The organism is Desulfoprunum benzoelyticum (genome assembly GCF_014201505.1).
Classification (GTDB): Bacteria; Desulfobacterota; Desulfobulbia; order Desulfobulbales; family Desulfocapsaceae; genus Desulfoprunum; species Desulfoprunum benzoelyticum.
This window is the reverse complement of record NZ_JACHEO010000034.1, coordinates 1-15787: the sequence shown is the minus strand read 5'-3', so window position 1 is coordinate 15787 and position 15787 is coordinate 1. Positions and strand designations below refer to the sequence as shown.

Annotated in this window: 14 protein-coding genes and 1 tRNA gene; all 15 read right to left on the bottom strand. The window is 48.5% G+C overall.

Annotated features, from left to right (window positions below):
- The coding region (locus HNQ81_RS16740; RefSeq protein ID WP_221270897.1) for a GTP-binding protein at nt 1-95 on the bottom strand (95 nt) is incomplete at its 3' end.
- 23 nt (nt 96-118) lie between these two features.
- Nucleotides 119-2200, bottom strand: a complete 2082-nt coding sequence (gene fusA / locus HNQ81_RS16735) for an elongation factor G (protein ID WP_183352505.1) — start codon at nt 2198-2200, stop codon at nt 119-121.
- A 64-nt stretch (nt 2201-2264) separates the two neighbouring features.
- A complete protein-coding gene (gene rpsG / locus HNQ81_RS16730; RefSeq protein WP_183352504.1) occupies nt 2265-2738 on the bottom strand; it encodes a 30S ribosomal protein S7 in 474 nt (157 codons plus the stop codon).
- 29 nt (nt 2739-2767) lie between these two features.
- Nucleotides 2768-3139 (bottom strand): 30S ribosomal protein S12, encoded by a 372-nt coding sequence (gene rpsL / locus HNQ81_RS16725; RefSeq protein ID WP_183352503.1) that lies wholly within the window; start codon nt 3137-3139, stop codon nt 2768-2770.
- Nucleotides 3140-3287: 148 nt separating this feature from the next.
- A complete protein-coding gene (gene rpoC / locus HNQ81_RS16720; RefSeq protein ID WP_183352502.1) occupies nt 3288-7346 on the bottom strand; it encodes a DNA-directed RNA polymerase subunit beta' in 4059 nt (1352 codons plus the stop codon).
- Between the two features lie 132 nt (nt 7347-7478).
- Entirely contained in the window at nt 7479-11558 is a 4080-nt protein-coding gene (gene rpoB / locus HNQ81_RS16715; RefSeq protein WP_183352501.1) for a DNA-directed RNA polymerase subunit beta, read from the bottom strand.
- A 362-nt stretch (nt 11559-11920) separates the two neighbouring features.
- The gene (gene rplL / locus HNQ81_RS16710; protein ID WP_183352500.1) at nt 11921-12298 is read right to left on the bottom strand and encodes a 50S ribosomal protein L7/L12; all 378 of its coding nucleotides are present in this window, start codon (nt 12296-12298) and stop codon (nt 11921-11923) included.
- A 66-nt stretch (nt 12299-12364) separates the two neighbouring features.
- The gene (gene rplJ / locus HNQ81_RS16705) at nt 12365-12892 is read right to left on the bottom strand and encodes a 50S ribosomal protein L10 (RefSeq protein WP_183352498.1); all 528 of its coding nucleotides are present in this window, start codon (nt 12890-12892) and stop codon (nt 12365-12367) included.
- Between the two features lie 215 nt (nt 12893-13107).
- Nucleotides 13108-13812, bottom strand: coding sequence for a 50S ribosomal protein L1 (gene rplA / locus HNQ81_RS16700; RefSeq protein WP_183352497.1), 705 nt, complete (start codon nt 13810-13812; stop codon nt 13108-13110).
- 60 nt (nt 13813-13872) lie between these two features.
- Entirely contained in the window at nt 13873-14298 is a 426-nt protein-coding gene (gene rplK / locus HNQ81_RS16695; protein WP_183352495.1) for a 50S ribosomal protein L11, read from the bottom strand.
- Nucleotides 14299-14395: 97 nt separating this feature from the next.
- Nucleotides 14396-14929, bottom strand: a complete 534-nt coding sequence (nusG, locus tag HNQ81_RS16690) for a transcription termination/antitermination protein NusG (RefSeq protein WP_183352493.1) — start codon at nt 14927-14929, stop codon at nt 14396-14398.
- Between the two features lie 84 nt (nt 14930-15013).
- Nucleotides 15014-15262, bottom strand: coding sequence for a preprotein translocase subunit SecE (secE, locus tag HNQ81_RS16685; protein ID WP_183352491.1), 249 nt, complete (start codon nt 15260-15262; stop codon nt 15014-15016).
- 87 nt (nt 15263-15349) lie between these two features.
- Nucleotides 15350-15425, bottom strand: a tRNA-Trp gene (locus tag HNQ81_RS16680).
- Nucleotides 15426-15431: 6 nt separating this feature from the next.
- Nucleotides 15432-15581: a 50S ribosomal protein L33 gene (gene rpmG / locus HNQ81_RS16675; RefSeq protein WP_183352489.1), complete on the bottom strand. Its 150-nt coding sequence runs from the start codon at nt 15579-15581 to the stop codon at nt 15432-15434.
- A 68-nt stretch (nt 15582-15649) separates the two neighbouring features.
- Nucleotides 15650-15787, bottom strand: a 138-nt coding sequence (locus HNQ81_RS16670) for an EF-Tu C-terminal domain-related protein (protein ID WP_492212470.1), incomplete at its 5' end; no start/stop codon positions are given.

Genomic DNA, 15787 nt, shown 5'->3' with positions numbered 1-15787 from the left:
ATAGCTGCAGTCAAAGTAGTTTTGCCATGATCAATATGACCTACCGTTCCAACATTGACATGCGGTTTTGTCCTTTGAAATTTTTCCTTTGACATAATTGTTCCTCAATATTTTTATTCTATATCCCTCTGATTTTCTTAATTATCGCTTCTGCTTTGGCGGCAGGCACAACATTATATTCCAGAAACTGCATTGTAAAATTGGCACGCCCTTGAGTTGCTGAACGCAATGCAGTCGAGTATCCGAACATCTCGGACAATGGTACATGCGCCTTCAACATCTGGTAATTACTTGCGGCATCCACTCCAATGATCTTTGCCCGTTTACTGTTCAAATCGGAAATCACATCTCCCACATACTCTTCTGGAGTGACAACCTCCAGATCCATGACCGGTTCAAGCAAAACCGGTTGCGCTTCCAGCGCAGCCCGCCGCATCGCCATCGAAGTCGAAATGCCGAAGGCCATATCCGTCGACTCGTCCTCGTGGTACGATCCACCTACCAAACTGATTTTGACGTCGGTCAGCGGATACCCTAACAGTGGTCCGGCATCGAGGCTGTCAACAACGCTCTTTTGTATAGCGGCGAGAAAAATCGAGGGTATCTGTGTATCATCAACCAGACTGACAAACTCGAATCCTTGCCCTCTTCCCAGCGGTTCGATTTCGAGTACGACATGACCGTACTGTCCTTTCGCCCCAGTCAGCTGATCGAATTTTCCTTCAGCTTTTCCCCTGGCAGTCAAACTTTCCTTGTAAGCTACCTGCGGCTTGCCGATGTTCGCTGAAACTTTGAAGTCGTTTATTAACCGGTCAACAATTATTTCCAGGTGTAACTCGCCCATTCCGGAAATTATCGTCTGTCCGGTATCGCCATTGACACTAATGGTGAATGACGGATCTTCCAATGCAATCTTCTTGAGCGTTTCTTCAAGCTTTTTTTCTTCAGCCTTGGTTTTCGGCTCGATTGCAACTCCGATAACGGGTTCGGGAAAGTCCATGCTTTCCAGCACGATGAAATCCCCTTTTTCGCATAAGGTATCACCCGTCGTCGTAAATTTCAGCCCGACGATGGCCCCGATATCACCTGCCGTCAACTGAGAAACTTCTTCACGTTTATTGGCATGCAGTTTCAGGATCTTGGCAACCTTTTCCTGCTTCCCTTTGCAAGAATTGAAGATCTTATCGCCTACTGTGATACATCCTGAATACAATCTGATAAAAGCTAAGTTCTCGACGTAGGCATCGCTCATCAGTTTGAATACGAGGCCGCAGAATTTTCCGCCCGCATCCGTTTCCCTGCTTACAGGGTTACCATCCTGATCGAGTCCAGCTATCGCTGGAACATCCAAAGGCGATGGCAGATACCGTATGATCCCGTCTAACAGCGGCTGTACGCCTTTGTTTTTAAAAGCGCTTCCGCACAAGACCGGCACCACCTGCAGCGCCAGCGTCGCCTTTCTCAAGGCAGCATATATTTCCGATTTCGATACCGATGTATCTTCAACAAATTTTTCCATGACACTCTCATCGAAGTCGGCCAACTTCTCGATGAGTGCCATCCGTGCGGCCGTGAATTCTTCTATGTATGGCGCAGGAATTTCTTTCTCTATGATTTCCTGCCCAAGAGACTGCTCGTTAAACAGCAGCATCTTCTCTTCAATGAGGTCGACGACCCCCTCGAATTCGGTTTCTTTTCCCACTGGCAGTTGCAGTGGAAGGGGGTAAGCACCAAGCCTGTCGGCTATCATTGACACACATCGATGGAAGTCGGCACCAATCCGATCCATCTTATTAATGAAGGCCATCCGCGGTATTCGATACCTATCGGCCTGTCTCCATACCGTTTCCGACTGTGGCTCAACCCCTCCGACAGCACAGAAAACAGCAATTACTCCGTCGAGTACTCGCAGACATCGTTCCACTTCAACAGTAAAATCGACGTGCCCGGGAGTGTCAATGATGTTGATCTTGGTATCTTTCCAGAAACAGGTGGTTGCTGCCGAGGTTATGGTGATCCCTCTTTCCTGCTCCTGTTCCATCCAGTCCATGACGGCCGTGCCTTCATGGACCTCACCAAGTTTATACGACTTACCGGTATAATAGAGTATACGTTCTGTCGTTGTTGTCTTCCCAGCGTCAATATGGGCCATAATGCCAATATTGCGCGTGTTCGCCAGGAGTTCGCTATGGGTCGCCATCGACGTTCCTCAGAATAGCATCTTGCGCCGTTGACGCGGACCCTCTTCGTCTGACGTTATAGACCTACCACCGATAATGAGCAAAGGCCTTGTTAGCCTCAGCCATACGATGAGTATCATCTCGTTTTTTCACAGACGCCCCGCGATTATTGTAGGCATCGATAATTTCAGCAGCCAGTTTTTCAGACATCGATTTCCCTGAGCGCGACTTGGAGTAATTAATGATCCATCGTATCGCAAGGGCGTTCCGACGAGTCTGTCGCACCTCCATCGGAACCTGGTACGTCGCACCACCAACACGCCGAGACTTCACCTCAACCTTTGGGCGAACCTTTTCCATTGCCTCTTCGAACACTGTCAGCGCATCGGCTTCCTGCACCTTGGAGGTGACTATGTCCATTGCATCATAAAAAATACGCTGGGCGATGCTTTTTTTCCCTCGTTCCATCAGGCCGTTGGTGAATTTGCTCACCAACACACTGCCAAAACGCTCATCAGCGTCGATTGGCCGCCTCTCTGCTGTCTTTCTACGCGACATTCCTACCTCTCATTTTCAGCAATCAGCCATCATGAAGGCCGTTTTGCTCCATATTTCGAACGACCTTGTCTTCGTGCAGCCACACCGAGCGTATCCAAGGTGCCACGAATAATATGATAGCGAACACCAGGAAGGTCCTTGACCCGGCCTCCACGAATCAGAACCACCGAATGTTCCTGGAGGTTATGCCCGATACCGGGAATATAGGATGACACCTCAATACCATTGGTGAGCCTTACCCTTGCAACCTTACGAAGAGCCGAGTTCGGTTTTTTCGGGGTTGTGGTATACACTCGGACACAGACCCCTCTTTTCTGAGGTGATCCTTTCAAGGCAGGGGTGTTTGTCTTTTTGACAATCTTTTCCCTCCCCAGCCTTACAAGTTGATTAATTGTCGGCATTGCGTTTACAACTCCTGTTTTCCTATCTTTTTCCTCTTTATCCGCCTATCAGGATGCAAGTCAGTAGACAAATTGCAGCACGAAAGCAGAATTAATTACTCTAACTCCTGTTAAGTGTCAAGACGAAAAACTAACGCCTCATAAGGAATTATTGCTCTATCACGTTACCCTTCAGGCCAGTTCCTGCTGAAATGAGTCGTCCCATGATGACATTTTCTTTCAATCCAGCGAGTTCATCAATCTTTCCAGCCATTGCAGCATTTGTCAGGACTTTCGTCGTTTCCTGAAAGGATGCGGCAGAGATAAAACTCTCGGTAGACAGAGAAGCCTTGGTGACACCCAACAACATCGGCTCCGCAACCGGAGGAGTTTGTCCGTTGGCGATCAGTCGATCACGTTCATCCTCAAATTTCCACCACTCTACCTGTTCCCCGATCATGAATCTGGAATCGCCAGCCGACGTGATCTGAACCCTTCGCAGCATCTGACGGACGATAACTTCGATATGCTTGTCATTGATTTTTACACCCTGCAATCGGTAAACTTCCTGGATCTCGTTGACCAGAAACTTGGCAAGCTCCTTAACGCCGAGGACCCGAAGGATATCGTTGGGAACAACAGTACCCTCCATCAGAGGTTCACCAGCTTGCACGTAGTCACCCTCATGGACAATGATATGCTTTGATTTTGGGACGAGATATTCCTGAGACTCACCATACTCAGGGGTGATGAGAACCCTTCTCTTCCCTTTCAGCTCCTTGCCGAAACTCACCCGCCCGTCTATTTCCGAAATAATCGCCGGCTCTTTTGGTTTGCGGACCTCGAACAGTTCGGCGACCCGTGGCAGACCACCGGTGATATCCTTTGTTTTTGACGTCTCACGCGGAATTTTTCCGACAATCGTCCCTGGCATAATCACGTCGCCTTCGTTGACCGATATGATCGATCCGACAGGAAGGCTGTATCGCGCATAGGCCTCGGAATCAGGTAGCTTGAGAGTTTTGCCCTTATCACCTTTAACTGAAATCCTGGGGTTGAGCTGGGAGCTTCCAGCCGAATGGATGATGACCATCGACGACTTGCCGGTGACGACATCCACCTTTTCCTGCATCGTGATGCCCTCGAAAATATCCCCATATTTGATCGTACCCCCGACCTCGGCGACGATCGGAATCGTATAGGCATCCCAGTCGGCCAGTATCGTACCGGCGGCTATTTCGGCTCCTTCTTCGACGGTTATCTGGGCACCGTAGTTGACCTTGAATCGCTCGCGCTCACGCCCGAGCTCATCCATGATCGAAATCTCGGCATTGCGGTTCATGACAATCTTCACACCTTCTGCATTTTCAACAAAGTGAAGATTTTTAAAGCCGACCTTGCCGCCACGCTGTGTCTTCAACTCGGCCTGCTCAATTGAACGACGAGCAGTACCGCCAATATGGAAAGTACGCATGGTCAGCTGCGTGCCGGGTTCACCGATCGACTGGGCGGCAATGACACCGATCGCCTCACCGATATTGACCATATGACCACGGCCAAGATCACGACCATAGCATGCGGCACAGACCCCTCTTCGCGACCGGCAGGAAAGTACCGATCTGATCATGATCCGATCGATCCCAGCCTCCTCGATGAGACGCACTTTTTCCTCAGTAATTTCCTTTCCAGCCTCGACCAGGACGTCATTCGTATAGGGGTCGCAGACATCTTCCAATGCAACCCGCCCAAGGATTCGATCGCCGAGAGGAACGATGATTTCCCCGCCATCAAGAAGCGGTTCCGAAACAATGCCATCGAGGGTCTGGCAATCCCGTTCGACAATTGTTGACTCTTGGGCCACATCGACAAGACGCCTGGTCAGATACCCGGAGTTGGCGGTCTTGAGTGCCGTGTCGGCGAGACCCTTGCGAGCACCATGGGTAGAAATGAAGTATTCAAGAACACCAAGACCTTCACGAAAATTCGCCTTGATCGGTGTCTCGATAATGGCCCCGGAAGGCTTGGCCATCAGGCCACGCATGCCTGCAAGCTGACGGATCTGATCCCGCGAACCACGGGCTCCCGAGTCAGCCATGATGAAGATAGAGTTAAAACTTGGAGACTCAACGAGTTTATTGTCCTTGTCACGAAAATATTCCACCTTGATCTCGTTCATCATCTCGTTGGCGACATCTTCCGTAACCTTCGACCAGATATCAACGACTTTGTTATATTTTTCACCAGAGGTGATAAGACCGTCAGTATACTGCTGCTCAACATCGAGCACGTCCTTTTCGGCCTTCTCGATGAAATCCTCCTTACTCAGCGGGATCTTCATGTCGTTGATACAGATCGATATCCCTGCCTTCGTCGCATACTCGTAACCGATATCCTTGAGACGATCGGCGACTATGACGGTATCTTTGGTCCCGGCATTGCGGTAAGTAAAATCAATAAGCTGTGCCAAGGCCTTCTTGCTCAGGACCCGGTTGACCTCCTTGAACGGCACGCTGGCAGGCAGGAGCTGTCCGAGAATGATCCTCCCCATCGTGGTATCGATCATCTCGCCATTCATCCGCACCTTGATCTTGGCCTGAAGGTGCACCTGTTCATAGTCATAGGCAATCATCGCCTCGACAGGACTGGAGAAGACCTTGCCCTCACCAGCTACATTGATGCGTTCGCGGGTCATATAGTAGAGGCCGAGAACAATATCCTGCGACGGGATGATGACCGGCTCGCCATTCGCCGGCGAAAGAATGTTGTTGGTCGACATCATCAGGACCCTGGCCTCGACCTGTGCCTCCACCGAAAGAGGCACATGAACTGCCATCTGGTCGCCATCGAAGTCGGCATTGAAGGCCATGCAGACCAATGGGTGTAGCTGGATGGCCTTACCCTCGATCAGGACCGCCTCAAAGGCCTGCATGCCAAGACGGTGAAGGGTTGGGGCACGATTGAGGATAACCGGATATTCAGTCACCACCTCATCGAGGACATCCCACACCTCCTTGACCCCCTTCTCGACCATCTTTCGTGCACTCTTGATGGTCGTGACAAACCCTTTTCTCTCGAGCTTGTTATAAATAAAGGGCTTAAACAGCTCCAGGGCCATTTTTTTCGGAATTCCGCACTGATGCAATCGCAAATGGGGGCCGACGACAATAACCGACCGTCCTGAGTAGTCGACACGTTTGCCAAGCAGATTCTGCCTGAACCGTCCCTGTTTTCCCTTCAGCATGTCGGAGAGGGACTTCAACGGCCTCTTGTTCGCTCCGGTGATGACCCGGCCGCGGCGGCCGTTATCGAAGAGAACATCGACAGCCTCCTGCAGCATGCGTTTCTCGTTGCGGATAATGATATCCGGAGCATCGAGCTCGAGCAGCCGTTTGAGCCGATTATTGCGGTTGATCACCCGTCGATAGAGATCATTGAGATCGGAAGTGGCGAACCTCCCACCCTCCAGAGGGACGAGCGGACGGAGATCAGGCGGCAAAACTGGGATGACCTCCAGCACCATCCATTCCGGCTTGTTGCCGGACTCACAGAACGACTCGATCACAAACAAGCGCTTGCCCAGCTTCTGCCGCTTGGTCTGGGAATTGGTCGTCGCCATCTCCTCCCGCAGTTCCTTCGACAGCGCCACGAGATCCTTACTGGCAAGCAGATCCCGAATCGCTTCAGCGCCGATGCCGACGCGAAACTTGCCGGGGAATTCTTCACGCATCTGCCGATACTGGTCCTCGTTGAGCAGTTTCCCCTGCGGCAGGCTTTCGACCTCAGACTCGACCACAGCATACTGCTCGAAATACAGGATCTTCTCGAGTTGCTTGAGCGTCATGTCGAGAACCGCACCGATCTTGCTCGGCAGACTTTTAAGAAACCAGATGTGGGCAACCGGGGCCGCAAGTTTGATATGGCCGAGCCTCTCCCTTCTGACCTTCGACTGGATGACTTCGACACCGCATTTTTCACAGACTACCCCGCGATGCTTCATGCGCTTGTATTTCCCGCAGTTGCATTCGAAGTCCTTGACCGGTCCGAAAATCTTGGCACAGAAAAGGCCATCCCGTTCTGGTTTGAATGTCCGATAATTAATGGTCTCTGGTTTCTTGACCTCACCATGCGACCAATCCATGATCTTCTCCGGTGAAGCAAGCGAGATCTTCACCTTGTTGAACTGTGCGGGGGCTTTTGGTTTCTGAAAAAAATTAAAAAGCTCTTCCACGCTATCACCTCTCCCTTTACAAAGGATTCATCCGACAGCAGAAGCTGCCGCCGGATCTTGAAGAGATTGTCCCCTATCCGGGCAATATCGAAATTGGCTCAAGTCTCGGACGACTGCCGAAAAACCGAGCGGCTATTCTTCAATCAGTTCCATGTTCAGACACAATCCCTGCAACTCTTTGACAAGTACATGGAATGATTCAGGCAGACCAGTCGTCAGGAAATTGTTGCCTTTGACTATCCGCTCGTACATGGTAGTCCGGCCCTCGACATCGTCTGATTTGGCTGTGAGAAATTCTTTCAAAGTATAGGCAGCTCCATAGGCTTCCATCGCCCAGACCTCCATCTCGCCCAGGCGTTGCCCGCCAAATTGGGCTTTGCCCCCCAGCGGTTGCTGGGTCACCAGTGAATATGGTCCTGTCGACCGGGCATGAATCTTGTTGTCGACCAGATGGTGGAGTTTCAGCATATACATGACGCCAACGGTTACCTTGTTCGCAAACGGTTCCCCCGTCAGACCATCGTAGAGTTGACTCTGTCCGACTTCATCAACACCTGCTTCAACCAGCAGGCGGCGGATCTGTCCTTCCTCCGCTCCATCAAAAACCGGAGTCGCAACAAACAGACCACCTTGGTGTTCTCTGGTCCAGGCGATCAACTCTTCATCATTCTTTCCGGATACAATCGTCTCGTACTCTCCCGGACTATAGACCAGGGCCAGCTTCTTTTTGATGGCTTCCGCTGCATGTTCATTGGCCAACTCAGCCAACTGTTCCCCCAGTTTCTTAGCTGCAAACCCAAGATGGACTTCCAGTACCTGGCCGACATTCATACGTGAAGGAACGCCCAGAGGATTGAGCACGATGTCAACTGAAGTCCCATCGGCAAAAAAGGGCATATCTTCCTCGGGCAGCAACCGGGAGACGACACCTTTGTTGCCATGCCGTCCGGCCATCTTGTCGCCTACGGAAAGCTTGCGCTTCGTGGCCACATACACCTTCACCATCTTGACCACGCCTGGAGGCAGATCGTCGCCCTTGCGCATCCGATCGATGATTCCCTCATAGCGCTCCGAGATCAAACGCGCCTGTTTTTCGTAACGGGCAAAGGCGGCGTCAATCAGGTCCTCGTACTTCGTTTTTTCGGAAAAATCGATGTCCCGCAGGTTATGGAACCCTATCTCCAGGGCCATGTCTGCCGTTATCTTTTTGCCCAGTTTGACGACGACCTGACCCTCGATTCCAATGATATCGCTTTTGGCGGTACGGCCTTCGATGATATTGCCTATTTCTCTGCAGACCCCTCGTTTCAGGCTCCGGATTTCATCGATCTTGTCCTGGTTGAGTTTGTCAATTTCCAGATCCTCGATCATCAATGAACGCTCATCCTTGTCGACACCTTTACGGGAAAACACCTTGGCATCGATAACAATGCCGGATACCCCGGGTGGAACCCGCAACGAAGAATCTTTCACATCCTGCGCCTTTTCACCGAAGATCGCCCGTAGGAGCTTTTCCTCGGGGGAAAGCACCGTTTCCCCTTTCGGCGTAACCTTGCCGACCAGGGTATCGCCGGCCTTGACCTCGGCACCGATTCTGACGATACCGGAGTCATCGAGGTTGCGCAGCGTCTCCTCACTGACATTGGGAATATCTCTGGTGATTTCTTCCTTGCCGAGTTTGGTATCACGCGCCATTGTCTCAAACACCTCGATATGCACCGAGGTGAAGGTATCTTCCTTGAGCAGACGCTCGTTGACGAGGATCGAATCCTCGAAGTTGAATCCACGCCATGGCATGAAGGCGATTGTCACATTCTTGCCAAGGGCGAGTTCACCGTGATCGCAGGATGGGCCATCTGCAAGTACCGTCCCCTGAGTCACCCGAGTTCCAGGAACAGCCAGAGGCGTCTGGTTGAAGCAGGTGTTCTGATTAGACTTTTTGTACTTGCCTAAACGATATACGGCAACGCCGGTGTCGTACCCATCAACGCCCGGCTTGTCATAACGGACAACTATTCTGTTGGAGTCGGCCTCTTCGACAATTCCATCGCCAGCACTGAGCAGGCAGGCGCCTGAATCTCTGGCGACGTACCGCTCCATCCCGGTGCCGACCAACGGCGCCTTCGTCACCATCAACGGCACAGCCTGTCGTTGCATGTTCGACCCCATCAAGGCGCGATTGGCATCGTCGTTTTCCAGAAAGGGTATGAGGGACGCGGCGACGGAAACCAATTGATTGGGGGCGATATCCATATAAGTAATCTTGTCCGCCGTTGAGGTAACGACCTCGCCGTCCTCGCGAACGATGAGATTGTCGGAGACAATCCTTCTCTGTTCATCGGTCTCAACCAGGGCGGGAGCGATGACATGCTTCTGTTCCTGAAGAGCACTCAGATACTTTACCTCGTCGAGGACGATCCTTTCTTCAACCTTTCTGTATGGGGTTTCTATAAAACCATACGGATTGATTCTGGCATAGGTCGCCAGCGAGACGATCAGACCGATGTTCGGTCCTTCTGGGGTCTCGACCGGACAGATGCGTCCATAATGGGTCGGATGGACGTCGCGAACCTCGAAACCCGCCCGTTCCCTCGAGAGACCACCAGGCCCGAGGGCACTGAGACGCCGTTTATGAGTGACCTCGGATAACGGATTGGTCTGATCCATGAACTGAGACAACTGGCTTGTGCCGAAAAACTCCTTGATTGCAGCGGAGATCGGTTTGGGATTGACAAGATCATGCGGCATGAGGGTTTCAACATCCTGCAGGGTCATCCGTTCCTTGATCGCACGCTCCATCCTGACCAAGCCCATGCGATACTGGTTTTCTACAAGTTCGCCGACCGTGCGCACCCTCCGGTTCCCGAGGTGATCGATATCATCGACCCCGCCCTGAGTGTCCTTCAACCGCACCAGATGGCGGATCGAATAAAGAATGTCTTCACGGGTCAGGGCCCGGTTGGATATGTCGATATCGAGGCCAAGTTTGGCATTGATCTTGTAGCGACCGACCTCAGACAGGTCATAGAGATCCTGATTGAAAAACAGGTTGTCAAAGAAAGATTGCGCCACCTCGACAGTCGGGGGACTCGACGGTCGAAGGCGCCTGTATATCTCCAGCAGAGCCTCTTCCGTGCCGGCGACCTTGTCGGAAGCCAGCGTCTTGCTGAAGGAGTCAGAGTACTTAACTCCATCAATCATGAGAGTTTGGAATTCGGAAATACCGGCATCCTTCAGCGTATCGAGCAGAGAGTCAGTAATTTCGGTATTGCAGAGAGCAAGGGCTTCACCGGTTGTCGGGTCAAAAATTCCTTTCGCAAGAATACGCGTAACAACCGCCTCCCTTGAGATCTTCAGGTAATCAATTCCGGCAGATTTTATTTTCTTGCAGAGATTTGAAGTAATTTTTCGACCTTTTTTTGACAAAATCTCGCCATCTACCGGATTGACAAGATCAAATTCAAGCCTCTGATTAATTGCAGTTTCTTCATCGAAACTGCAAAAAAATTCATCTCCGTTCCGTTTTATAGTATTTATTGGATAGAACTCCTGCAACAGTTCTTCCGATGAATATCCTATCGCCTTAAGCAACGTAGTAGCGGGGAATTTTCGTCGGCGATCAATTCGGACATGCAGTATATCCTTGATATCGAACTCCAGATCAATCCATGAACCTCTGACAGGTATAATCCTTGCCGAATACAAAAGCTTACCACTCGCGTGACTCTTACCGTTATCATGGGTATAAAACAAACCAGGCGACCGCTGCAACTGCGATACGATAACCCTTTCCGTTCCATTGATGACGAAAACTCCATCTCCTGTCATCAACGGCAAAGATCCGAGAAAAACCTCCTGTTCCTTGATATCACGAATGGATTGGACACCGGTTTCCTCGTCCACATCATATGTAATCAGACGAACTACTATTTTAAGAGGAATTTCATAGCTCATTCCTCGCTGCTGACATTCTTCTACGGTATATTTTGGTTCTCCAAATTTATAGCGGACAAACTCGAGAGAGCATTGCCCGTTAAAATCTCTAATAGGAAATATAGACTTGAGAATTGCCTGTAAACCATAATCCTCACGATCATCTGGTTCACGATCCATTTGCAGGAACTTCTCATACGAAATTCGCTGCATTGAGATCAAATGAGGTGGTTCAATAATGCAATCCGCTGTCGCAAAATTTTTTCTTACTCGTTCCATAGTTTTCCTCGAGGTTGCCGTAAGATCTTGAAACTAGATGTTTTCAGTTTGATCTTAAACTAGCTTAAGCGTGGAGATCAGAGAGGCAGAAAGTGCAATGCAGAAGAAATACAAAGTTGAAAGGAAAAACCAATGGCTGTTCCCGCACTGAAAGAGTACAGTTTATGTTAAGCATAGTAGTTCCTAACTCAATGGTAAATTGAGGCAACCAGCGCTACAGTCACACCTCAATTGTTTGATTTAATAAAGCTATTTTCGAACTACCTTTTTTGCTTTCCTAAACGCGACACGCCACGGGTAAATACCCGTAGCGTGTCAGTTACTAAAAATTGTCATCCCTAAAGAGGACAACGAGAGGACTATTACTTGATCTCGATAACGCCACCAGCTTCTTCAATCTGTTTCTTGATTGCTGCAGCCTCATCTTTGGATACCCCTTCTTTCACTGTCTGGGGTGCACCTTCAACCAAATCTTTCGCTTCTTTCAGTCCCAGACCCGTAATTGCCCTTACTTCCTTAATAACCTTGATCTTCTGATCACCGGCCGCAGTTAGAATAACATCAAATTCAGTCTTTTCTTCTGCTGCAGCCTCTGCCACAACAGGACCTGCAGCTGCAACAGCAACAGGAGCAGCGGCGGAAACACCAAATTTATCCTCAAGTTCCTTAATCAGAACGGAGAGTTCCAGAACGCTCATGTTTGCTATAAAATCAATCACATCTTCTTTTGTAACAGCCATTTGATTATACCTCGCTTGAATTGTAAAGATTCACTATCACTCTCATGCATTCATCCGCATGATCGATTAGTTGGCAACCTGCTCTTTTTGATCTTTTATCGCCTGCAACCCATAGAGAAATGTCCGTGGCACACCTGAGAGCACACGAACGAGACCTGTAGGTACGGCATTCATCACTGACAGCAGCTGTCCAAGCAATACATCTTTGGTCGGCAGTTTCGATAAAGCGACCAACTCTGCAACACCAATTTTCCCACCTTCGAAAGAAGCAGATCTAATTTTAAATTTATCGTGTTCATCAGCAAATTTTGCGATTACTTTTGCAGGAACCACAGGATCACCATAGGCAATCACAACAGCAGTTGTTCCAGAAAAATCGTCGCTGAGCGAAACACTATCCGTATTTTGAACTGCCTTCTTTAAAAGAGTATTCTTGGCAATGCGAATTTCGGAGTCGCAGTTTCTCAGATCAATGCGAATCTGCTGCAATTCTGAAACTTTCAAACCACAATAATCGGCAACAACCGCAAATTTTGCGCGGTTGAAGGAATCGTTTAATTCCGCGACTATTGCTGTTTTTTCATCACGATTCAAAGTACTCCTCCTTGATTGGTTGAATTTTAAAAGAATTCAAAGAAGCAGTTACAATGTTCAAGAGAGGCATAAAACCCAGTGCAATAAATTTCACAAAAGGGCTAAATGTTTCTTTTCACCTTTGTCTCGGCAGGACGCATGATACCATGCGATTAAACAATTGTTCCCGCTGTCTTCGACGTTAGCCTCAGTTCAAATTATGGTAAAATTATACTTTATTTTACAAGGCTTCTGACATTGAGAGGGTCTATCTTGACCCCTGGCCCCATAGTTGTCGACAGAGTGACCGAACGAAGATAAATCCCTTTACTTGTCGACGGTTTCAGTTGAATAATCTTTTCTACTAGGGCCAAAACATTATCAAATAATTTTTTATCCCCAAACGATACCTTCCCGAGACCGGCGTGAATTATTCCTGCCTTATCAACCTTGAAATCAACTTTCCCACTTTTGATATCTTTCACAACGTTTGCAACATCAAAAGTAACAGTTCCAAGCTTGGCATTTGGCATCAGATTACGTGGTCCGAGAATACGGCCTATCTTACCGACAGTACCCATCATATCCGGAGTAGCTACGGTCTTGTCAAAATCCAGCCACCCTCCTTGGATTTTTGCTACAAGATCATCTGCCCCAACGAAATCAGCACCAGCTTCAAGCGCTTCCGTTTCTTTTGGTCCTTTTGCAAAAACAAGAACCCTGGTTACCTTACCGGTACCATGCGGTAGAACCACGGAAGAACGAATCATCTGGTCTGCGTGTCTTGGATCAACACCAAGTTTCATCGCTATATCGAAAGTTTCGTCGAATTTGGCATAACTGGAAGCCAACGCGAATTTAATTCCATCTTCAAGGGTATGGAGGATAGTACGGTCAATGGCAGCAAGTTTGTTTCTATGGTTTTTCCCGTGTTTCGGCATATCGCCTCCTACTTTTGACGAAGTATCAGTCTAACTTCGCTAGCAGTTTGTTTGAATAAATTAATCGACAATTGTAATACCTACACTCCGTGCAGTACCTTCTATGATTTTCATGGCACTCGGAAGATCGTAGGCGTTGAGATCAGGCATTTTCGTTTCGGCTATTTCACGTATTTTGTCTCTGCTTAATTCAGCAACTCGATCAACCTTAGGATTGCTTGATCCTTTTTGTAAGCCAGCAGCCTTCTTCAACAATATTGAAGCCGGAGGTGTTTTGGTAATGAATGTGAATGAACGATCCTGATATACCGTAATCACAACAGGGACTATGGTATCTCCCAAAGACTGGGTTTTAGCATTGAATGCTTTACAGAACTCCATGATATTGACACCCTGTTGTCCCAAGGCCGGACCAACTGGAGGCGAAGGATTTGCTTTCCCCGCCGGAATCTGTAATTTGACGAATGCGGTAATTTTTTTAGCCATTTTCTTTCAACCTCTTACATTTCAATATCGTAGTAAAATTCGGAAAGTGTCAAACAGTACAAAACCATATTCTTTTTTTACCTTCCTACTACCCAATTCAAGTATTCGATACCTGTACAAATTCTAATTCAACCGGAGTTTCTCGCCCAAAAATCGATACCATGACACGAACACGGCCTTTTTCCGGGAACACCTCGTCCACAACCCCCTGAAAATTCGCGAATGGCCCATCAATGACCCTAACAACCTCACCTATATCGAATATCACTTTCGGCCTTGGTCTTTCAGAACCGTCCTGGATCCTGCCAATTATTTTCGCAGCATCTTCATCAGACAAAGGTACCGGATTAAGATCGTCTCCTACAAAACCAACAACCCTCGGCATGTTTTCATGAACAGTATGCCAGGTCCTGTCATTAAGGACCATACTGACAAGCATGTATCCAGGGAAGAATCTCCTTGATGAAGTTTTCCTGGATCCTTTTATCATTTCAACAACTTGCTCAGTAGGAATAAGAAAACCGCCAAAAAACTCCTCAAGCGCTTCCTTGCGAATTCTTTCCTCAAGGGTTGCCTTTACCTTTTCTTCAAATCCGGAATGGACTTGAAGTATGTACCATTTTTTTTCCATTATGATTTCAGAAAAGATTTATAGGCTGGCGTTCTCTCGACTTCATTCTCTTCGATTATTTAAATGAATAAAAGTTAGCTGATGTTATCTAAGAAGGCTACTGACAATTTTACCGATAACGAGATCTATCGATCCTAAGTAAAATGATAACACAACAGCCATAACAACAACTATTCCTGTAAGACCTAATGTCATTTTTTTGTCAGGCCAAACAATCTTGCCGAATTCAACTTTCACTTCCAGAACAAATTTCTTTATCTGAGTAGGTGAAAAAACAGAAACTGATTCGACAGTATCAGCAATTGTCTTTTTATCTTTCGCCTTATTTGTCATACACCCTGCGCCTTTTATCTCGTGAACCGGATTCGCTTGGTAATATAAAATCTTCACCAGGCTTACAGATAAAACAGCTTTTACAACTGGCAGGCCAGGAGGGACTCGAACCCCCAACCCCCGGATTTGGAGTCCGGTGCTCTACCATTCGAGCTACTGGCCTATCTTGTTATTTTGTTTCCTTGTGCGGCAGATGTGAGCGGCAAAATGGACAGTACTTCTTAAATTCCAGTTTATTCGGGGTATTCTTTTTGTTTTTGGTCGTAGTGTAATTCCTGCGTTTGCAGGTTCCACAGGCCAGCGTAATTATGTCTCGCATATTTTTCCCTAAATAAAAACCACCCTGCTCTTTTGCGAGAGCAGGGTGGTAAGCTTGTATTTAACAAATTAGGCTATTATTTCACTGATAACGCCAGCACCGACCGTCCGTCCACCCTCGCGGATCGCAAATCGTAATCCGGCATCCATCGCGATAGGGGTGATCAGCTCGGCCTCAACCGATATATTGTCACCAGGCATCACCAT